Source organism: Paenibacillus sp. (genome assembly GCF_035645195.1).
Classification (GTDB): domain Bacteria; phylum Bacillota; class Bacilli; order Paenibacillales; family YIM-B00363; genus Paenibacillus_AE.
This window is the reverse complement of sequence record NZ_DASQNA010000008.1, coordinates 70,448-90,650: the sequence shown is the minus strand read 5'-3', so window position 1 is coordinate 90,650 and position 20,203 is coordinate 70,448. Positions and strand designations below refer to the sequence as shown.

Annotated in this window: 13 protein-coding genes; 1 reads left to right on the top strand and 12 read right to left on the bottom strand. The window is 54.4% G+C overall.

The features are described from left to right. Nucleotides 1–19: 19 nt before the first annotated feature. The 10 genes from VE009_RS03605 to VE009_RS03560 form a co-directional block, all read right to left on the bottom strand. Nucleotides 20–886 carry a sugar ABC transporter permease gene (locus VE009_RS03605; RefSeq protein ID WP_325006030.1) on the bottom strand — a complete coding sequence of 289 codons (867 nt, stop codon included), beginning with the start codon at nt 884–886 and terminating at the stop codon, nt 20–22. Further along, on the bottom strand, nt 883–3,126 hold the full coding sequence (locus VE009_RS03600) for a DUF5696 domain-containing protein (protein WP_325006181.1): 2,244 nt from the start codon (nt 3,124–3,126) through the stop codon (nt 883–885). The genes VE009_RS03605 and VE009_RS03600 overlap by 4 nt, the downstream gene beginning before the upstream one ends. Beyond that, nucleotides 3,126–5,267: a YIP1 family protein gene (locus VE009_RS03595; protein ID WP_325006029.1), complete on the bottom strand. Its 2,142-nt coding sequence runs from the start codon at nt 5,265–5,267 to the stop codon at nt 3,126–3,128. The genes VE009_RS03600 and VE009_RS03595 overlap by 1 nt, the downstream gene beginning before the upstream one ends. 17 nt (nt 5,268–5,284) lie before the next feature. Continuing rightward, the gene (locus tag VE009_RS03590; RefSeq protein ID WP_325006028.1) at nt 5,285–6,187 is read right to left on the bottom strand and encodes a carbohydrate ABC transporter permease; all 903 of its coding nucleotides are present in this window, start codon (nt 6,185–6,187) and stop codon (nt 5,285–5,287) included. A gap of 1 nt (nt 6,188) precedes the next feature. Next, the gene (locus VE009_RS03585) at nt 6,189–7,160 is read right to left on the bottom strand and encodes a sugar ABC transporter permease (RefSeq protein ID WP_325006027.1); all 972 of its coding nucleotides are present in this window, start codon (nt 7,158–7,160) and stop codon (nt 6,189–6,191) included. Continuing rightward, nucleotides 7,147–10,116: an extracellular solute-binding protein gene (locus VE009_RS03580; protein WP_325006180.1), complete on the bottom strand. Its 2,970-nt coding sequence runs from the start codon at nt 10,114–10,116 to the stop codon at nt 7,147–7,149. Before VE009_RS03580 ends, VE009_RS03585 begins: the two co-directional genes overlap by 14 nt. 38 nt (nt 10,117–10,154) lie before the next feature. Next, on the bottom strand, nt 10,155–11,270 hold the full coding sequence (locus tag VE009_RS03575) for a sn-glycerol-3-phosphate ABC transporter ATP-binding protein UgpC (RefSeq protein ID WP_325006026.1): 1,116 nt from the start codon (nt 11,268–11,270) through the stop codon (nt 10,155–10,157). A 105-nt stretch (nt 11,271–11,375) separates the two neighbouring features. Next, entirely contained in the window at nt 11,376–12,758 is a 1,383-nt protein-coding gene (locus VE009_RS03570; protein WP_325006025.1) for an ABC transporter substrate-binding protein, read from the bottom strand. Between the two features lie 207 nt (nt 12,759–12,965). Beyond that, entirely contained in the window at nt 12,966–14,471 is a 1,506-nt protein-coding gene (locus VE009_RS03565; RefSeq protein WP_325006024.1) for an extracellular solute-binding protein, read from the bottom strand. A gap of 12 nt (nt 14,472–14,483) precedes the next feature. Next, entirely contained in the window at nt 14,484–16,679 is a 2,196-nt protein-coding gene (locus VE009_RS03560; RefSeq protein WP_325006023.1) for a helix-turn-helix domain-containing protein, read from the bottom strand. 404 nt (nt 16,680–17,083) lie between these two features. On the opposite strand from VE009_RS03560, the gene VE009_RS03555 reads away from it, so the two are divergent. Beyond that, nucleotides 17,084–17,887: an AraC family transcriptional regulator gene (locus tag VE009_RS03555; RefSeq protein ID WP_325006022.1), complete on the top strand. Its 804-nt coding sequence runs from the start codon at nt 17,084–17,086 to the stop codon at nt 17,885–17,887. 46 nt (nt 17,888–17,933) lie between these two features. Here VE009_RS03555 and VE009_RS03550 read toward each other — a convergent pair whose 3' ends face one another. Further along, nucleotides 17,934–18,770, bottom strand: coding sequence for a formylglycine-generating enzyme family protein (locus VE009_RS03550; RefSeq protein WP_325006021.1), 837 nt, complete (start codon nt 18,768–18,770; stop codon nt 17,934–17,936). A 97-nt stretch (nt 18,771–18,867) separates the two neighbouring features. Continuing rightward, nucleotides 18,868–20,160, bottom strand: coding sequence for a right-handed parallel beta-helix repeat-containing protein (locus VE009_RS03545; RefSeq protein ID WP_325006020.1), 1,293 nt, complete (start codon nt 20,158–20,160; stop codon nt 18,868–18,870). Nucleotides 20,161–20,203: the final 43 nt, after the last annotated feature.

The window sequence follows — 20,203 nt, the reverse complement described above, 5'->3', positions numbered from 1 at the left end:
AAACGGATTCCTCCTCTAGTTACGCAGCTTCCCTGTAGGTTTTGGTCATGCGCGCAAAAATGAAATACATGGCGAGCAGGAAAAGGAAGATGACGCCGAAATACACCCAAGCGAGGGCGCTGGACGTTCCGTAATCCTCCGTCGTCACCCTGCTGATCACGGGATTCGTCGGGAACGTAAACAAGTCGACGATCGTATAGATCGCGTTCAACAGGATAAACGGGATCATCCCCGGCAGTGTAATTTTCCAGAACGTCTCCCAAGGCGTCGCTCCGTCGATGCGGGCCGCCTCGTAGACGGAATTTGAAATCGTCTGCCTGCCCGCTAGGAACAATAGAATTTGCACCCCGGAATACCATAAAACAAGCACGATCGAATTCATGACCGCCATAATCGAGCTCGCCCATTCGCCCGGAAAGATGTCGTGAATATACGAGGCGATGTTATACCTTTCCAGAAACCCAACGCTGCCTTCGCCTTGGCTAATGAATTCATAGATGACTTCGCCGGTCGTAAAGATGACGGGCAGAAAAAAGACGACCCGGAAAAACAATCGCCCGGCGAACTTGCGGTTCAGCATGATCGCGACAAGCAAAGAAAACACGAGAATGATAGGGATCATAAATAACGCCTGCTGCAGGAACGGGATCAAATTGTCGTAAAACACGCTCCCGTCCGTGAACAAGATAAATTTGTAATTCTCTAACCCCCTGTACTTCACTTCGATGCCCGTCGCCAGCACTCGTACCTGATGAAAGCTCATATAGAAAGAGTACAGAATCGGGAACGCCATAAATAAAAGGAACCCGAGTATCCAAGGCGCGAGGAACAATCCTCCCTCCACCCGGCTGATCGTCTCGGCGCTGAGCCGCGGAAACCGCCTCATCTCGACTTCTCCCCTTCCACGACCGCGAAGTCCTTGGCCGGTACGACGATGTCTCCGACGCGGTAGTCGTTGTCATTATAATTGACCACAATGCGCTTTCCGCCCGAATACGTCGTTTCGCGCACGCCGGGCGCAAGCTCTCGGTGATTGACGATAAATTCGTCCTGCACGTCCCCAAGCGCCTCGTTGTATCTCGAGTACTCCTCCGCGGCTTGCCCTTTCCAATCTTCGAACGTAGTGCTCATAAGCTCCAGCCCGTAGACGGACGTCAATTCCCGGGTCGGCGTATGCGTCAGCAAATACGACGGAGCTGCGCCGTATTCGATATCTTTAAGAAACTCGTTGCGGAATTGCCCCCGTTGGTTCTCGTACCCTGAGGTATACGATTTAAGCCCGTGCAGCGCGATTTGAGCGAACGGAACGGCGCGTTCCGCGAATAAGTCGTACGAATAGTCATCGTAAAGATCATGGATGTGATCGACCGTGTTCACGACATATAGATTCGGGTTGGTCCCGTGAACGGCGCCGACGGTCTCTTTCGCCTCGCGGAACATCGACAGTTGACGCTCCGCCGCCTCGGTTCGGCTAGCGCCGTATGTTTCGTTGAAGTCGCTGTTCAAGAACTGCGCACCCCACTGCAGCAGCAGGCCGTCCGCGCCGAGCGCCTTCAAACGCTGCAAGTCTTCCAGGAAGACGCGCTTCGTAAAACCGTAGCTGACCAACGTGGTATCGCGCGAAGAACGCCAAATATTGGCCTCCAGCAGGGTGCCCGCCAGATCCCGCATGCCGTGATACGCCGGCTTAAAGCCATGGATCCCCGTACTGTTCGCCTCGTAATTTAACGCAAGCTGTACCGGAATGTTCGCGGCGTCGGCGCGTTCGATCAGCGCTTTCAATCCTTCCGTGCCGCCGAGCCGCTCGTCCGGAGGGGCGTATCCGCCAAACGATGTATACCCGTCCTGCTGCCAGCCCAATAACGTAAGATTGATTTCGCGGACGCCTTGCGCCTTGAGCGACTCCACCATCTCGGCCGCTCGATCGAACGGCGTAATGGGGACGAACCGCTCTCCGAGCACACCCTTCTTCTGACCTCCGCCGATCACCGAAACGTACAACGGCAAGTGTTCCGTGGCCGGAACGAGCCGGGTCATCCCCGCCTCATCCATTAAATATTGCCGGTATCGCTTCGCCATGCCGACGTAATCCGCATCCTCCGCACCCAGCAAGAAATACTTCACGGTCCGATCGGTGCCGAACCGCTCCTCCTTGTTGTACGTAATGAAGCCGGCGTTTTTGTTCCGATTCGTCACTTGGTAATACGTGGATCTGTACAGCATCTGTCCCGCGATCCAGTTGTATTGGCTGTAGATCCCCGCCGGAGAAGCATACACCTTGGCGTACTCCGCGCCTTCCTCCATAACCGCGAGGAACGCTTTGGCGCCGGATTTCATGCCGAACACGGGCATCGTGACCGGGAGCCGCGAGCTGGGGTCGTTGTCGAACGACCGATCCGCCCCGAATACGCGCTCTTCGTACACGCGGCGGGACGCGGAAGTGTGAGCATCGAAGGTTATCAACGCGCCGGATCCGTCAGGAACCAACATATACCCTTCCTGCCCCGTCGACTGCTCCGCGCCGAAGAACGGATACAGCCGAAGCCACGTCATGCTGTAACGGCCTTCAGCAAGCCCCTCGTCTAGAATTTTCGTCTCCACGTAATCGTCCACGATGCGAAGTTGCACCGCAATCGACAGCTCCAGCGCAGGCATGTCGTATACCAAACGCACGCCGCCCGGTATTTCAGTTATCTCCTTCACGGTGCCGCCGAGGGCGAGGAAATTCGTCAACTTCGGCTTCGTGTTATAGACATGGAAATCCGTGTATTCGAACATCAGCGGCGACGCCAGATGCTGCTTCCACAGGCCGCCGACCGTCTCGTTCTCCCATTGTTCCGGATTTGGATAAGAACGCCATACGGTCCCTTCCCGTTTATCCTCGACGAGAAAATGCCCGGTTGCGTCGTCCAATTTGAGCCGCAGCGCGTCCGTCTCGGAGACGAGCCGAAAGCGGCTTTCGTCCGGCAGCGCCGGCTCCGCCTTCGGCACGCTCGCGGCGGACGGCGGATCGCTTGAAGCGCCCGCCTCTTGACGAAAGCTAACGTCCACGCGGGACGCCGCCCAAAGAAGGATAAGCAGGAACAGCAGCGCCGCCGCGGATTTTCTGAATTGCCATAGCTTCATCACCGGAGCATCGCCTCCTGATACACTTCATAAACGAAAATCGCGAGTTCATTCGTTAACCCGAATAAAATAAAAAGCAGCGCTCCCAAAGTGGCCATCGTTAGCACAGACATGACGATGCTGTACACCGTTTCGCCGAAGTCGTAATTTTGAACCGAATGCACCTTCCAGAAGAACATGAGGCCGACCCACGCGTACATGGCGTTCTCCAAGTATATATAGATCGTGCCTTCCGACTCCGTCATGAAATTCGAAACAAACGTAAGCGGCATCCCGATGGCGATCAGCGGCGCCAACGCATACGCGCTGCTAATGAAGACGTCCCGAAACCGCGCTTCCCCCCGATAAATCGAACCGACGAGGTAATGGCAAACGACCCAGCCGCACCATATCGCCAGAAACCGAATGAGGGTCGGCAGCGCGTCGATGTCGTCGACCAGCCCTTTGCTAAAAACGAATCCCGTATACAGCTGCGACAGCAACACCGTTGCGTAAGCGCCAAAGAGCAGCAGCACGGCTCCGAAATAACCGCCCTTCCGCTCGGCGCGGAGCGCGCTGAAGCCGTCGATCGGATGCTTCATGACGTATACCGCCTGCTTCAGCTGTACGATCCATGCCCTGCGGGACGCGGGCCGTCTCGCGACGCGGCGGCGGAACGGCGCGTTTTTCGTAAATTTATCGACAAGCAAGAAACCTGCGATCGCCGTCACGGCAGCCGTCGCGACCGTCGAGAAGTGCTTCTGGAACCATTGCAGACGAATTTGCCAGAACGCCTCCGAGTATCCCTTCTTGTTGCCCGCCATGCGGAACAATTCTGCCGCTTCCTCGAAATCGCCCTTCTTATAAGCGGCGCGCGCCAGACCCATGACGGCGGGGTTGTATTGGGCGTTCAGCCGGATCACTTCCCGCCACAGCCCTTCGCTCTCCTCATACCTTCCCGACAGCGTCAATCGGTTCGCCTCGTACACCTTGGCGCCGAATTCCGACATTGCGAACGATTGGAGCACGCCTTCCTCCGAGTCTAAAATGAACAGTTCGTTTCGCGAGTTCAATTCGACCGCGACCGGGTTTTTCACGAGGCCGAGCTGCGTCGCGCCGGAGGAAAAATCGCCGCCCCAGAAAAACAAAAGATTCCCGTTAGCGTCGTAGTGACTGACATAGTTGAAGTTGGTGTCTACCACCGTGAAGTTCCCTGCAGCGTCGACGGCCACGTCCGTCAGTTGGGGAGCGGCTTCCGTTCCAAACCTTCTGTCGAACGGATTGCGCTCGCCGAAGCTTTGATTCGCGCTGCCGAATTTATCGAATTGAGAAAGGATGTTGGCCCCTCGGAAATTCAGCTTTTTGACCTGCTCGCTGGACGCTGTGCTCGTGACGGTGTAAATAAATCCGCGCTCGTCCAACGTCGCATTCGTGATCGGCGGAGGCAGCTTGCTCATCTCGTTTTCGTACATCTCCCGGGTGTAAAGCGCCTTCTTGATCGTGTCGATGAACGTATAGGGCGCTTTGTTCGTGCCGTAAAATTTCTGAAATTCGCCGTCCGGATTTAACTGGAGCATCCCCCAATATCCCCCGAGCGAGACGATATACATGTACCCGCGCTTGTCGACGATGACTTTGACAGGATCATACTTGTAATCGCTCGGAATGAGCGGGTGCTTCGGCTCCGGAAATTCCTTCTCGAGCGTGCCGTCGGGCGCCAGCTTGACGACCCGTTTATTCCCCGTGTCCGCGACGTATAGATACCCTCGCTCGTCGACGAATACGCCGTTCGGAGAGGCGAACGGTCTTTTCGACAGCGTTATGTTGCGCACCCACTCGCCGCGTTCGTTCAGATGCACGATCCGGTTGTTGCCCGTATCCGCGATATAAATGTGATCGTTCCCGTCGACGAATACGTCCTGTGGATCCGACAACGGGGAAATGATAAGGTTGCCTGGTCGTTCCGGATCCTCCGCGTAAATGTCTTTCCCCAGCATGCCGGTAGGATAGTAGGCCGGCTGCGCATCGATCAGCCGTCCGTAGCCGTCTTTCGTGAACGTCCAATACATGACGTCCGCGCGGGCCGTTCCCGGATCGAGCAAGCCGAGCGACAGCAATAACACGATCGCGGTCCCGATCCACCTCGCTCCGTTTCGAAGCATGACGACACCTCCCCGCGCTATTTAATGCCAGAATGCGCCATCGTGGCGATGACCTTGCGTTGGAACACGAGGAACATCACGAGCGTAGGCAGGAACATGAGTAATCCCGCCGCCGCGGCAGCCGTCTGCCTTGCCACCGAATTGGCCAAGTTCTGGGTAATGGTCGATAGAAAAAACGGGAACGTCTTCATCGCATCGTCCTGCATGAACAGGACAGACGTCGACGTATCGTTCCAAATCGTTTGGAACTGCAAAATGGCGACGGTCGCGACGGCCGGCATCGTCACGGGCACGACGATGCTCAGGAATACGCGCAGCTCGCCGGCGCCGTCGATTTTCGCGGCTTCCAGCAAATCGTTCGGCAGTTGGTCGATGAACTGCTTCATGAGAAATACGCCCACAGGCGCCGCCACATGAGGCAGGATGTGCCCCCAATAGGTGTTCATAATCCCGAGTTGCGAGATGACGACGTATCTCGGGATCTCCACCGCTTCCGCAACGAACATCAAAGAGACGACGATCGTAGCGAAGATGGCCTTATGCCCCGGAAACTTGTGTTTCGACAGCGGATACGCGCACAAGGCGCTGACGACGACGACCGCCGCCGTCCCGAGCGCGGCGACGGCCACGCTGTTGAACAAATACCGCGTAGCCGGCACGACCGAGTCCCGCGTGACGACGAACAACTCGACGAAGTTATTCAACGTCGGCTCGCGCACGAAAATATTCGGAGGGAAAATGAACAACTCCGAAAACGGCTTCAGCGCGTGGTTGAAGATATAAATCAAGGGAAGCAGCATCAGCAGCCCGCCGGCGCCCAGCAGCACGATTAACCAGCGCTGCGTCGAGTCCATCCGAAATAGCTTCGGCCTTCTCCGCCGAAACAACGACGACGCCGTCTCAAGCATTCGTCTAGCCATCTTACTCCTCCTTGTTGCCGAACAATCGCCAGCTGAGTCTGTTAAACAGATAGATCATTAGAAGCAGCACCAACGAGACGGCTGCGGCATAGCCCATCTCGAACCGGATCAATCCGTAATCGTCGATGTGGTTCGCGAGCGTATGGCCGGCGTATTGCGGCGTTGGGCTTTGTCCCGACAGCTGCTCCCCGATTTTTCCCGCTTTGAAGGCGCTCACGATCGCCATGACCGAAGCGAACAGCATTTGCGGCTTCATGTAGGGAATGGTAATGTACCAAATTTCCTGCAATCGGCTCTTGATTCCGTCCAGCCGTCCTGCTTCGTACAGGATCGGGTCGACGTTGAGAATGCCCGCGAGAATCGCGAGAAATCCGACGCCCATGCTGGACCAAAGCGTTACCGCGATCATCGAGTTCATTAAATATGCGGGATCGAGCGTCCACAGCTGCGGCGCGTCGATCAAGCCCAAATTGAGCAAGAAACTGTTTAAGTACCCAATTCTGTCCCCCGACAACAGCGGCGTCCAAATGATCTGCATAACGACGCCTCCGGTCAGTGACGGCGCATAAAACGCCAACACGAACCACAGTCGATACCGGTCCGGAATTTGCGCGATCAGCCACGCCAGCAGGAAGGATAACAGCAATCCTCCGGGGCCGACGATGACGGCGAACTTCAGCGTATTCGGCAAGGCGTATTTTAAAAACAATACATCTTGCGAAAATAAATATTGAAAATTGTCCCACCCGGTAAACGCGGGCGGTTGAATCGTGTTGAAATACGTGAAGCTGAGCCCGACCGCCGCGAGGACCGGAACGAGAATGAACAGCGTAAAGCAAATCATGAACGGGGCGATAAACAGGTATGACAGCCGGTATGCCTTCATTCGCCTCCAAAGCTGCTTCGCGCGGTAAGCTCTCGTTGTTCCGATAGACCGACGAACGGTGTTGACGGCGACTTCAGCGTTCCGCATAAGGCTCCACTCCTTCCCATGGCGTTTCGACCTTCGGCGGATTGTATGTTTTCAACACCGAACCGTCGTCCGCCCGAAAACCGAATTCCACCGCTTTCCGTTCGAGCTCGCGGTTGATGCTCGCAACGGCTTCTTCCAGCGATTCGCGGTAATTCATCCCGTCCAACACGGTTCGATTCCAGGCGTTGTTGATTTCGCGCGCGATAAAGTAAGATCCCGGTATATTCGCCATGTCCTTGTACCATTTCCATTGCTCGAGCATGACAGCGAGCTCCTCCCGGGTCCACGGCAATCGCGAGAAGGCTTCCACGTTCGCCGTATTCCAACGGAAAGCCACGCCATAAAACCCTTCCAAGTCGGAACCGAAACGCTGCTGCGTTTCCGCGGAGAGCCACCACTGCAAGAATTTCCAGGCTTCGTCTTTATTGGCGGCCTTTTCGAAAATCATCGCCGCGCTCTGGTTTCCTCCGGTCCAGCGTTCGATCTGCCCGTCATCTCCCGGCACGCCCGGCAGCGGCGCCATGCCCCACCAACCGTGCAGCTCCGGCGCGCCGACGGTCATTTGCAAATACATATTAAAATCCGCAATGCCGATCGGCATCGTGCCGTCGCGGAAATGCTGGTAGAAGCTGCTCACCTGTTGATCGATGCCGTAAATCGTAAACAAGTCGGTCAGCGCCCGGAAAGCTTGGAACGCTTCCGGCATATCCAACGCCGTCTTCATGCCGTCATCGGTATAAAACTCCGCCCCATTCTGGTAGAAGAACGTCTGGAAATCCGGGGGCAAAAAGAAGTTGTAGTTATTCTGCTGCAGCACCGGAAGCATCGCGATGACGTCCTCCCACGTCTCCGGCACCTGCAGACCCAGCGAATCCATGATGTCCTTGCGGTAATAGAGCACGTTGAACCGCTGCGTCTCTGGGAAAGCATAATATCCGCCGTCGTAGTAATAAGGCAGCATCGCTCCTGGCGAGAAGCTTTCGTACAATGAATCGAACCCCGGGTAGACGGAGAGATCCTCCACCGCGCCGCGGATCGCCATCTCGATCGGCCGGCCTTCGGTGATGCCGATCGCTGCATCGGGAGCGCGTCCCGCGGCGTTGGCCAGAACGAGCAGCTGCTCGTTAGGCAGCAGGTCGACTTTGACCTTAATTCCGGTTTCCGGCGTGAAATATTGATCCGCAATGTCCTGCAGCACATTCACGTAATCCCGCCCATAATTCGCCCAGACGTTCACGACCTCGTCGTCGTCGGAAAGCCGATCCCGTTCATTGAAGGATTGGACGAACGATGTTGCGGCGGCGCTCAGCTTTTCCCACATCGTCGCCTCCATACGCGGGAAGGGTTCTCCCGCGGGAACGAAATAAAACTTATCCAACAGGAGCGGGCCGCTCGTGAGCGGGCCGCGGATCGAACTGATTTTGGATTGAATCGTCGTGAGATCGTCGAGCCGATAAGGGATATCGTTCGGATTGGCGAGCAATTCCCGAATATCCCGCGCCGCCGTGGACAATGTCTGCGAGTTGTTGTCCGTCCTGCCGTTCACGCGGAGCAGTTCCTCCGCCATCCATGCGATGTCTTCCGCGACGGCCTCTAGCCCCGTCAGCAGCCCCGGGTAATTTCGCCCGATATCCCAAGTGCGGAATGGATCGGCTTGCCCTCCCGCGATAGCGTTTAGCTCCAGCGACAGCTTCGTAAGCGCCCGCGAGACAGCTTCTTGCTTCTTTACGATCGGATTGAACGGCCCGTAGGTCGTCTCTAACGTCAACGTGTGTTCGCCCTTCTCGAGGTAGATCGAGAACGGCTTGCCATCGGCGTCCGCAAGCGGGACACCCTGCCAACCGTTCGAATACGGGAACGGGTACGCTTGCAGTTCCTCGAACGGAACGCTGCCATCGATTAATATTTTGCGAAACACTAGCTGATTGGACCGGTACCCTTGGTACGCTCTCGCCGCAATATGGTACTTGCCGGATTCGGGAACCGTGAACTTCCATGTAGCGGCAGCCCCGCCGGTCGACCATCGATTGCCTCCGACCGCGTTAAATAAGCGCTTGTTGTTTGCCGGCGGCGTCATGAACGCATCCTGATCGGCTTCGATCTGAAGTGCGACGTCGTTTTTCTCCTTCATAAGTTCCGCTTCTACGACGAACGGCGATCCGCCAGCGGCGTCCGGAATGGTTTCGGCGTATTCCCGATAAGGAACTGCGCGCTCAGGACGTCTTAGCTCGATGCGTTCGATCACGATCGATTCATAGCTTTGTAGGCGCAGCGTGTGCTTGCCTTCGGTGAAATGCCATCGGAAAGGCTCGGCGTACGCCCCATCGGAATCCGTAAAGCTCCGCTCGTACCAGGCTTCGATTTCGATGGGCTTCGGACGGATGTGATCGCCGTTTTCGTCTGTCTTCAGCGGGAACGCATCCTTAAAGTGTCTGGGAAACTTCAAGGCCCTTGCCTCGCGGAACGGGTACCGCCCGTCGATCGATACCGCCAACATCGCAGGGCGGTAGCTCCCCACCTTCGACGAAGCGTCGCGATAGGAATGATAATGAAGCACCATCTCGTATAAACCCGGTTGTTCGATCTCCACTTCGTACTCGATCCAATGGGTCGCTGCGTTCGTCCACACCAGTACGTCGTCCCGGCCGTTATACGGTCCCACTCGGAACGTCGCCCCGTCGGAATGACGAACCGGCCGATCGCCTTCGATGACGACTGCGGCGTTCGCGTCCTGGATGCCCGCTTCCCGCCAGCTTTCCAACACTTCCAAATAGTAAGGCTCGAACTCGCCGGGCGCCCGGTTGTCCGTCGTCTGTTCGGCGGTCTTCGCCGGCTTCGTCGTCTCCCCCGCCGAGGCAGTCGCCTCCGAACCGTCTAATGGCGTCAGGTAGCCGACCGTCGCCGACACCGAGAGCGCAATTGCGATCGTTGCAAGCCCGAACTTCTTTCTCGTCATCTGGAACACACTACGGAACCTCCCTCCCGCTGCTCGAGTTACTGCAGCCGTTCCCCTGTTTTCGGATCGAAGAACATCGCCCGGTTCATATCCATCACGAGTTGGATCCGCTCTTCGTCGTTCGCCTCGTTCCTTGGATTCGTCCGCACGACGATGTCCTGCTGCAGGCCGGCGTCCACGTACAGGTAACGATCCGCTCCCATCAGTTCGTTAAATTTGTGTATGCCGTGGAAGACGGCGTCCGGGAACGCGGCGAATACGATGGGGTCCATGCTGATATTTTCCGGACGAATGCCGAGTATGACGTTTCTCTCGACCATACGATGCTCCCGCAGCGTAATCGCTTGGCCGTCCGGGATCGCCAAGGCGAACCTGCGGGTGTGGAATTCCAACTGCCCGGCGTTCTCCAGCACCTTGCCTTCGATAAAATTAATCGGCGGCGATCCGATAAAGCTGGCCACGAACATGTTTTGCGGCCGGTTATAGATCGCCTCCGGCGTATCGACCTGTTGAATGACACCGTCCTTCATGACGACGATTCGGCTGCCCATCGTCATGGCCTCCGTCTGGTCATGCGTCACATAAATCGTCGTCACGCCGAGCTGCTTATGCAGCTTGATGATCTCCGTCCGCATCTGAACGCGAAGCTTGGCATCCAAGTTGGAGAGGGGCTCATCCATGAGAAACACCTGCGGATTACGGACGATCGCCCGCCCGAGCGCCACGCGCTGACGCTGCCCGCCGGACAGCTGCTTCGGCTTACGCTCCAGGTACGACTCGATTTCGAGCACTCTGGCCGCCCTTTTCACGCTCAGATCGATTTCATGCTTCGGCAGCTTGCGCAGCCGAAGGCCGAAAGCGATATTTTCGTACACCGTCATGTTGGGATACAGCGCATAATTTTGAAACACCATGGCGATATCCCGATCCTTCGGCGGAATATCGTTCACGACCACATCGTCGATCCAAACCCGGCCCTCGGATATTGATTCTAATCCCGCGATCATTCGCAGCGTCGTCGACTTCCCGCAGCCCGACGGTCCGACGAAGACGACGAATTCCTTATCCTTCACTTCAAGCTGGAAATCCTTGACGACAGCCGCCTTGTCTCTCCCGTACCGCTTGTACACGTGGTCGAACAAAATCCTTGCCATGCCCCCGCACCTCCTGGAACCTGGTCTATATGATGAAGGAACGTCCTTGCGCCGAGAAATCGGTTACGCAACGACGTTCCTCCCCGTTGTTCACGATGGATGACGTTATTTCTTCAACGCTTCGTCGATCGCTTTATTGACTTCTTCTTCCGCCATGCGCAGCCCCGTATTAATGTCGTATTCCCCGTTAATAACGCCTCGCAGCATGTTTGTCATCGGCGACAAGGCGTTCACCTTCGTATCGACTTCGGACAGCGGTCGGACCGGAGCAAACTTGTTATAGAAAAATGCTCCGTAATTTTTGTCCTTGAACGCGCTCTCCGACCCCATCGCCTTCATGATTTCTTCGTTAGCGAGCGAGGTCATATTTCCTTTTTTCGAATGCGCGAGCTGGAACTCGTCGGAGACGAGGAATTTGAGCACCTTCATCGCTGCGTCCTTGTTCTCGGCTTGGTTGGTAATGCCGAAGAAGATCGGGTACGATTGATACCCGATGCCCGGCTTATCCGAATACGTCGGCATGGCGACCATATCCCAGTTCATCTGCGACAGTTCTTCATCGAACAGGATCGGCAGCAACTGCCCTTCGGGCCACATCGCAAGCACCTTATCCTTATAGAATTGGTCCAGGTTCTGGAAGTTCCCTTTCCGGTACTGCTGCATTGCCTTCTTTACCGTAGGATTGTTCGCAGTAGAAAGCAGCTCGGTTTCGATAATCTTTTTCCACATCTCGTCGCCGTAGGTCGACCGCTGCGTCTCCGGATCGATCAACGGCATGGAGTAGCTGTTTTGCAGCACCATGGAGTTTACCGGCGGGGAAAATCCGGTATATACCGCACCGTCGCTTTCGACGTTCAATCGGTTGGCCAGTTCGTGAAGCTGCTCCCAGGTCATCCCGTCCGTCGGGTAGTCAACGCCGAACTTGTCGAAAATATCTTTATTGTAAAAAATGACCTTCGTGCTGTTTTCCACCGGTAACCCATAAATCGCGCCGCCTCCAAGCTGTTTCGCGGCGTCGATCAAGGTCGGCTCGAAGCGCGACAAGTCTACGCCGTGCTTCTCGAGCAGCTCGCTCATATCGAACTTCAAATCGTGATTGATCATCGACCCCGGGAAAGAACCCAAAGAATCCCATAGGATATCGATCCGCTGGCCCGAAGCGATCAGCTGTTCCAGATCGGTCGACTCCGGCACGCGCTGAATGTACTTAATGGTGTAATTCGGGAATTGCTCGCGAATCGCGTCGCCGTATCGTTCGTTGAACGCCTCCTCGCTGTCTTTGCTCGTCGAGTAGAAAACAAGCTCGGCCGGACCGTCGTCCCCCGCGGCGGGCGTTTCCGTTTCCGCTTCCTTCTGTCCGCCTGTCGCAGCCGGCTCCTGCGCGGGCGGCTCGGCTTCTCCGCCGCCGACGTCGACGGATGTTCCGGAACTGCAGGCCGCGACAAGCATACATACAAAAATGAATCCTGCCAGCCATACCTTCTTCATCTTTCTTGCTCCCTCTTTTCGTTTAATTTGGTTGAGCTTACATTTGCATTATTGGGCGGCAATTTTTTCCCATCAATCGCACAATGTTGAACCGGAAAAATTGCACTTTCTCGCAAAATTTCTTCCTGCATGCAAAAAAACCGCACGGCGGCGAAATGCGGTCGGTTCCCGCTTGCTCGCTGCCGTACGGTTTACTCATCCCTACCTTTACTCTGTTCCGGTCGAAGGCGACCGGGCTCGCTGCCATTGCTCGTTCATCTCCCGGATGTACTCGTCCCCTCCTTCTTGCCGCCACCGCCGCACTGCCTCTTCCCAACCTTTTTCGTCGATCTGGCCGATAATGTACTGGGTCCGGGCGTCGCTGACGATCGTATCCAGCAACAGTCCCTTCTTCATATACGTGTCCGAAATGAATTCCTCCGCCGGGTTGTTCAGCAGGAGCGATTCATTCGCCTTGATAACCTCCTTCACTTTCCTCCGGATCGGCGAATCGGCCGAGATCAGGTGGCGAGGCCCGGGGATAAACATCAGCATTTGCTTCAAACTATCTATCTCATAGCTAAAGTCCGTCTTCATGGATTCAGGCGATTTCCGATAATGTCTGCCTTCCATTCCGTTGTAAAGCAAAATTTGCATCTGCTCGTCGTTCAGCTTATCCAGAAAACTCAAGACGTGCCGCAGCTCTTGCTCATTTTTCACCGCCGACTTGGAGACGGCCAACATCCCGTCGTAGCCGGACGTCGACGGGAGCTTCATCCCTTGGGGACCTTCCACCCCGGAAAACACGTCGATCACATCTTCCAACCCGTAGGCTTTCCGAATTTCATGCGCTGCGCGCTGCGCTTGATCGGCGACGTCCACCAGTACGCCGGCCTCGCCATGAATAAGCGGCTCCAGCCAAAATTTCGGATCCATCACGGCAAAACCGGGATTCATCAGCCCTTCGTCATAAAGCTTCTTAAGGAAACGAAGCCCATCCTTGTATTCCTTCGTTAGATGAGCCGGCACCAAGTTCCCCGTCTCGTCCACGCCCCAACGGTTCGGAGCGCCGAACCAAGTCTGAATTACATCGAAAGTAGAAGGGTAATACGTAGCGACTAACCCGTAGGTGTCTTCGCGTCCGTCGCGGTCCGGGTCGTCAAAAGTAAAGGCCCTCAGCACCTCATAAAACTCATCTAGCGTGCGCGGCTGTTCGAGCCCTACATGCTGCAGCCAATCCTTGCGGATCGTGACGCCGTACCGCCCCAAATCCCTTGCCCGATAGATCGCGTACACTTTCCCGTCGATCGAGGTGTTCGAGAGCACCGCTTCGTTCGCCTGACTCAAGTTCGGAAACTCCGCTAAATAAGGCCCCAGCTCCCAAAACACGCCGCGCCGCGCCGCGCTGATAAATTCGGGGCTTTTGTCGGGGATTACGATCACGGTCGGAAGCTTTAGCGACGATAACGTGATCTTCGTTTTATCCTTGTAGGTCGAGTAAGGGACCCATACCAGCTCAACATCCGAATTCGTATATTCCTCCAGCTTCTCCAGCACCGGACTCGTATCATCGGGGAGCGGATGATTCGCATACGTGGGCAGCATGACGCTGATTTTGAACGGGGCATGCTGCAGCGCGATCGCGGAGGTTCGATTGCCGCAAGCCGAACAAAGCAGGAACGCGACGAGAACAAGCCAACCTGACATGATAGAAAGAACCGACTTTCGCTGCATTCCGCTTCCCCCTTACGATTTGCGGCATAACTCGCGATACTGTCTCGGAGTGACGCCTTCGAGCTTCTTGAAGATTCGATTGAAATAACTGTTCTGGTAGCCGACTCGCTCGGCGATATCGTACATCTTCAGTCCTGTATCTCGAATTAAATCCTTCGCTTTCTCGATTCTTACTTCCGTCAAGTAGTCGATGAAATTTTTCCCCGCGTACATCTTGAAAGCTCTGCTTAACGTATAATGGTTCGTTCCCGCCACCTCGGCGCAGCTCTCTAACGAAAGATCCTGGCGCATGTAGTTATCGTTCACGTACGCGATGACCTTGTCGACGACTTGCTTCAGATGATCGTTCGAACGATCGGACATCTCCTCGACGAAGGGAGCGATAACCTCCGATTTCATCCACTGCAGCATTTCGTCCGCTTCGCGGAACTGCGACAACCGATCGAACATATTCGCGCCCTTGAACAAGGTATGCGGGTTGACGCCGCTGTGCAGCATCGTATGCATCATTCTTCCCAATAGCTGCAGCAGCGCTTGCTGGACGACCGTCTCCCTCCTGCCCCCGGAGGTCAATTCTTTAAGAAACTCCTCAAGCGTCCGCTCCGCTCCTTCTCGTTGGCCCATGCGCAAATATTGAATCAACTCGCGCTCGAGCGCGAAGGAGTAACTCATCTCGTTATCGGCTTCCGTCAGTTCGAGCTCGTTGATGTCGATGACTTGGTTTCGGTCATCGAAATCCCTGTAGATGGACGCTTCCTTCACCTCCTGAAACAGATGCGGGACATTGCGGAGTGACGAAGCACAGCGGCCGATCGTCAATGTGAGCCTCACGCGCAGCAGCCTGTTGACCGCTTCGGTAATGTCGTCGCAAAGCCGTCGAAGGTCATGCCGATATTCCGCGCCTTCGGGCACTAGCAACAGCAGACCAATCGATAGATCGTGGAAGTTGACGACTTCGGCTTGCGTAAAGCGGGACTGAGCTAACTCTTCGATGACATTCGCCGCCGCGAACGTGACAAGCTCCTCGTCCTTCGAGGAAAATCTTCCTCCGGAATCGGCAAACCCGGTTAACTGAATATGGGCGACTACAAAACTTTGCTTCTCCACATTCCAGCCGAGCAAGCTCATGCGATCGACCAATTCCCGCTCCGAGAAGGCGCCTAGATAACCATGAAGCAATTGAAGCAGGAACCCTTCTTTCATCAAGGGAAGCTGCTCTCGAAGCTTAGATCGCAGTGTCGAGCTCTCCGCCCGCAAAGTACGCCACTGATCCTCCAGAAATTGGAATTCATCACCTTCTTGACTATCCGACTCGCCGCGCAGCAGACCGACCAATCGACCGACCGGCGAATAGATTCGTTTGGAGACAAGGAGCGACAAGCCGATCGCGAGCAACAGCCCGGTCAAGCTTACATACAGAATGGTCTTTGAAATAAATACAACGGGCGACGTAATCGCCGTCATAGGAGCGGCGCTGATAAACATCCACTCGCCGTTGACCCGGTCGAAGGTTCCGAAGGAGACGGAATAATTGTTATTGTTCCATGAATATCTGAACGAACCTCGATCCCGAGCTTCGGCGGATACCTTTTCCCACAGCGCCTGATCCAGTTCCTTGGCATCCTCGGTGTCGCTCGCGGAAGCCATAATCCCCCGATCCCGGTCGACGAGAAGCGAGGTGCCGCCGCCTTGCGTTGTTAACGTTTTCAAAATCCCCTTTGTTTTGTTTTCGTCTAATGTGATGGCCAAGAAGCCGAACGGATTCGAACTGTCCCCAGGAATGGTATGGATGAGCTTCAATGGGTTATGTCCGTCGAGGCTCCTGCTTTCCCAAAACAGAGCCCCCCGGTTATGTATTAACGTATGGAAATACTCAATTTGTTCCCGTTCGTCGATCTCCAATAGCGTATGGCTAGGATTAAAGAGCAGCGGTTGGGTGCCATTAATGTAAAGTTCGACGCTGTAAATCAAGGGGTGGGAGCTCGCCTTGGCAAGCAAATATTGATTCACGTCGCGCGTGGCTTGAAAGTCGTAGGAATAGTCGACGGACCGCATCCGTTCATCGAAATTCGGTTCGAACGCCCAATGGGATAAAGAAATTTCCAAATAAGAGAGTTGTTCGTCCACGTTGCGAGCATGCTGATGAATTTGTTCCTCATGTTGGCTCAGCAGCTCCCGCTCGATCTGTCCGGTCACGAGGAAATGCATTCCCGCTCCTAGGAGCAAGCCCGGAATGCTGGCGATAAAGAGAATATAGATCAAGGTTTTGCGAAAAAACGCCCCGCTCCATGCCCCTCCCGAGAAGCGAGCCTTGCGTAAAAAAGAAACCACTTGATTAGCCATCGGTTTCACTGCCTTATTTCCAGTAGTTAGACTTCTATTATTACAACCGTCCGCGGTTCTTGCAATTACATTCTTTTGATTTACCTCGAACCGTTTTATGGGTATTTTTTGATTTTATTGGACTTTATTGCGTTCAATCGAGATGTTATCGTCATCCTTCTCCTCGTTTGCTAATCTACAAGTAACATGAAGGAGCGAAGGGGTGAGGGCGGATGAATACGAATTTGCCTCGATCATTACGTTATGGAAGGCAGGAGGACCCTTTCCATATGGAATACGACCGACGCGTCGGTCATTACACGATGAACCGATTCCATATCCACCGCTGCTATGAGATGTATTACTTGTTCTCCGGGGAACGAGGCTTTTTTATAAAGGACCGGACCTATCGCCTTCGAGCAGGCGACCTCGTGCTGATCGACTCGAATGAAGTCCACAAATCTCGTGACATCGGCGTCCCGAATCATGAACGCGTCGTATATTACTATGAGATGCCCTTCTTCGAACGCTGCTCCCCGGAGGAGACCGAGCTGCTGTTGGCTCCGCTTCGGGGAAGCCGAGTGCTACGCCTTACCATGAAGGAAAAACTTCAATTCGAAACCCTTATTCACAGCTTCTTCGACGAGCTCTGCGGAGCATTGCCCGGGTACGAGCTGCAGCTGAGACATATCGCCTCGGGGCTGCTGCTTCTGGCATCGCGCTTCGCCGCAAGGCGAAGCGATACGTACGAGGAGGAGCCGACGCCCATCAAGCAGAAGATAACCGAAATGATCCAATACATTAATGCAAACTTCCGCGAAACGATCCGGATTCAAACGCTGTCCGAAAAGTTTTACATCAGTCCCGGCTATGTGAGCCGGATGTTCAAGGAAACGACGGGGTTCAGCCTTACCGAATACATCAACATTGTTAGATGCAGGGAAGCGCAACGACTGCTACGCGAGACGGACTGGAGCATTACGGAAATATCCGAACAGGTCGGATTCGATAACTTCTCGCATTTCGGCAAAATGTTCAAGCGGATCGTGCAAACCTCTCCCAGGGCATACCGCAAGCAAAGCAAAGAGACTTAGGAAGGAGGCCCGAACGGATCGCGCCGAGCGGGCCCCTGTTCTCGATCTACTCTATGATCATTACGACTCTCAAGCCGATGCCGGGGGTCTTGGCGTCGGCTCCGGAAGCGTTACGGTAGGCGGAGCGTACCATAGTAAAGTCGTCTCCCCAAGCCCCTCCGCGCAGCACTCGTGAATCCCCCGAACCTGGACCCTGCGGGTCGGATACGTCTCCCTCGGGATATGGGTTTGCATACCAATCGTTACACCACTCCTGAACGTTCCCGTACATATCGAATAGTCCCCAAGCATTCGGCTTTTTCTGCCCCACCGGATGAGTCTCGTCCCCGGAATTTTCCCCAAACCAAGCATAGTCGCCTAAGATCGATTCGCTATCGCCAAAATCCCATGTCGTCCTTGTCCCCGCGCGCGCGGCATATTCCCATTGCGCTTCCGTAGGCAAACCGAATTTCTGTCCGGTTTTGTCTTGCAGTTTTTTCAAAAAAATCTGTGCTTCCTCCCAACTCACGCTGTCGACCGGACGCCGATCCCCTTTGAATTGACTTGGGTTGTACCCCATAATGTCCTCCCATTGTTCCTGAGTGACCTCGTATTTTCCTAGATAAAACGGTTTCGTGATCGTCACTTTGTGCTCCGGAGCTTCATCCCCGTCTCCTGCATGCAAGGAAGACCCCATTGTAAACGATCCAGAACGAATGAGAACGAATTCCATGTCGATTCCATTCCCAATCTCGATGCTTTCTGTCTTTGGCAGGGTGATTTCATCATTGATGTTATTCATCCCACTATTCGGGTCGGCGAATGGATGATTGATAAACCACGTAAGACCGGCAATTCCAAGACCTAGGACTATTGCTATTGGTAGAGAGGTCTTGAGCTTCATAGGTAACACCATCCTGGTTTCGAAAATAAGAAAGAGATGACTTCCGACAAGTGCAGAAGTCATCTAAAGAAGGGCCTCTGTGGTCCGAGCGATGTTGTTATCGTGTTTGATCGGCAAGGTATCCTAAACCGTATGCGTGTAGAGGACTAGAAGGTATAGGACGCAAAAATGTCACGTCGGGTAAGCTGCCGTCTGCTTTCCTAGGTGCAGATAATTGGCTGATATCCACACTTTCAAAATCTGCATCCGAGATGGTCAGACCGCCGTTAATGGTCCAGGAATTATTCGTTACATTTTCCGGAGGATGATTGTCATTGATGATTGACGTTCCCACGTACGCAATGTTATTATGCAAAACCTCCCTATACCCGGGAATATCGGTTGGATCGGTTGGACTCACTCGCTCTAGCATATCGAAGTTGGCTCTGCCATTGCGGTACGCCGTGTTATTTAACCAATTCGCAGCTTGACCTGGCTGATGATTTGCATAGAAGCCAGCCCCCCCGTTGTTTACAGCTAATGAATATTTGACGGTATGGACTGGGATCGGGTCGGGAAGTCCTTCCGTGCGATAACCATAACCGCCGACTTTAAAGCCGTTTTTGTCACCAATGCCGTTTTGATTTCCCCTATGATTAAAAGCCCAGGAATGATCAAAAACGACCGGCGCGCTGGAACTGATGCTGTCGAATCCATCGTCGCTGTTATTCCATGCACGGGAATTAATGAACCATACGGGACCTGCATGAGCGCCGAAACCGTCTGTATTTCCAGCCGACGTATCCGTTGGTCCAATGTTGTTATAAGCATCGCAATTCAGGACGACTCCCGTACCTCTTGTCGTAAAGTAGAAACCGTTCGCTTCATTATCATGGACGGATACATTCTCGAAATTAGCTTCCCCGACCACTCGAAATGCTTCGGATTGCTTTTGATTGCCGACTTTCACCCCGATGACATCAAACCCTTTGAAATGGATATCGGTTACGCGATCCGCTACGCGAAAAGCGGCCACGCGCAAATTTGTCGGCACATGCTGGAAGTCGAAAACGGGCCTTTCGTCTCCAGGATAAGCCTCATAGGTAATCCCGCTCTTCGTAATATCATGTACATAATTATAGTTACTGTCGGATTTCGCAATTTGGAAATCGTCATACACTCCTCCGCGAATATATATGGTATCCCCGGAGGAGGCGACGGACTGCGCTTTCATAATGCTTTTGAATGGCTTCGTGATCGTACCAGGATTGCTATCGCTGCCGGTTGGAGAAATGTAATAACTTTTAGAGGGTCCCGCATTAGCAGCCTTTGCCATGAACAGGGCTGCCAGTATGATACCTACTACAAGTAAACAAATCGTAAATAACGTAGATTTCTTAGTCAACGCCATACATGCGCTACCTCCTCTAAAGATCTATTCAGACCTTTCACGC

What these genes read in the sequence shown, in the direction of transcription:
- VE009_RS03605 (WP_325006030.1), bottom strand. Translation starts at nt 886, where the DNA reads ATGAGGCGGTTTCCGCGGCTCAGCGCCGAGACGATCAGCCGGGTGGAG.
- VE009_RS03600 (WP_325006181.1), bottom strand. Translation starts at nt 3,126, where the DNA reads ATGAAGCTATGGCAATTCAGAAAATCCGCGGCGGCGCTGCTGTTCCTG.
- VE009_RS03595 (WP_325006029.1), bottom strand. Translation starts at nt 5,267, where the DNA reads ATGCTTCGAAACGGAGCGAGGTGGATCGGGACCGCGATCGTGTTATTG.
- VE009_RS03590 (WP_325006028.1), bottom strand. Translation starts at nt 6,187, where the DNA reads ATGGCTAGACGAATGCTTGAGACGGCGTCGTCGTTGTTTCGGCGGAGA.
- VE009_RS03585 (WP_325006027.1), bottom strand. Translation starts at nt 7,160, where the DNA reads ATGCGGAACGCTGAAGTCGCCGTCAACACCGTTCGTCGGTCTATCGGA.
- VE009_RS03580 (WP_325006180.1), bottom strand. Translation starts at nt 10,116, where the DNA reads ATGACGAGAAAGAAGTTCGGGCTTGCAACGATCGCAATTGCGCTCTCG.
- VE009_RS03575 (WP_325006026.1), bottom strand. Translation starts at nt 11,270, where the DNA reads ATGGCAAGGATTTTGTTCGACCACGTGTACAAGCGGTACGGGAGAGAC.
- VE009_RS03570 (WP_325006025.1), bottom strand. Translation starts at nt 12,758, where the DNA reads ATGAAGAAGGTATGGCTGGCAGGATTCATTTTTGTATGTATGCTTGTC.
- VE009_RS03565 (WP_325006024.1), bottom strand. Translation starts at nt 14,471, where the DNA reads ATGCAGCGAAAGTCGGTTCTTTCTATCATGTCAGGTTGGCTTGTTCTC.
- VE009_RS03560 (WP_325006023.1), bottom strand. Translation starts at nt 16,679, where the DNA reads ATGCATTTCCTCGTGACCGGACAGATCGAGCGGGAGCTGCTGAGCCAA.
- VE009_RS03555 (WP_325006022.1), top strand. Translation starts at nt 17,084, where the DNA reads ATGGAATACGACCGACGCGTCGGTCATTACACGATGAACCGATTCCAT.
- VE009_RS03550 (WP_325006021.1), bottom strand. Translation starts at nt 18,770, where the DNA reads ATGAAGCTCAAGACCTCTCTACCAATAGCAATAGTCCTAGGTCTTGGA.
- VE009_RS03545 (WP_325006020.1), bottom strand. Translation starts at nt 20,160, where the DNA reads ATGGCGTTGACTAAGAAATCTACGTTATTTACGATTTGTTTACTTGTA.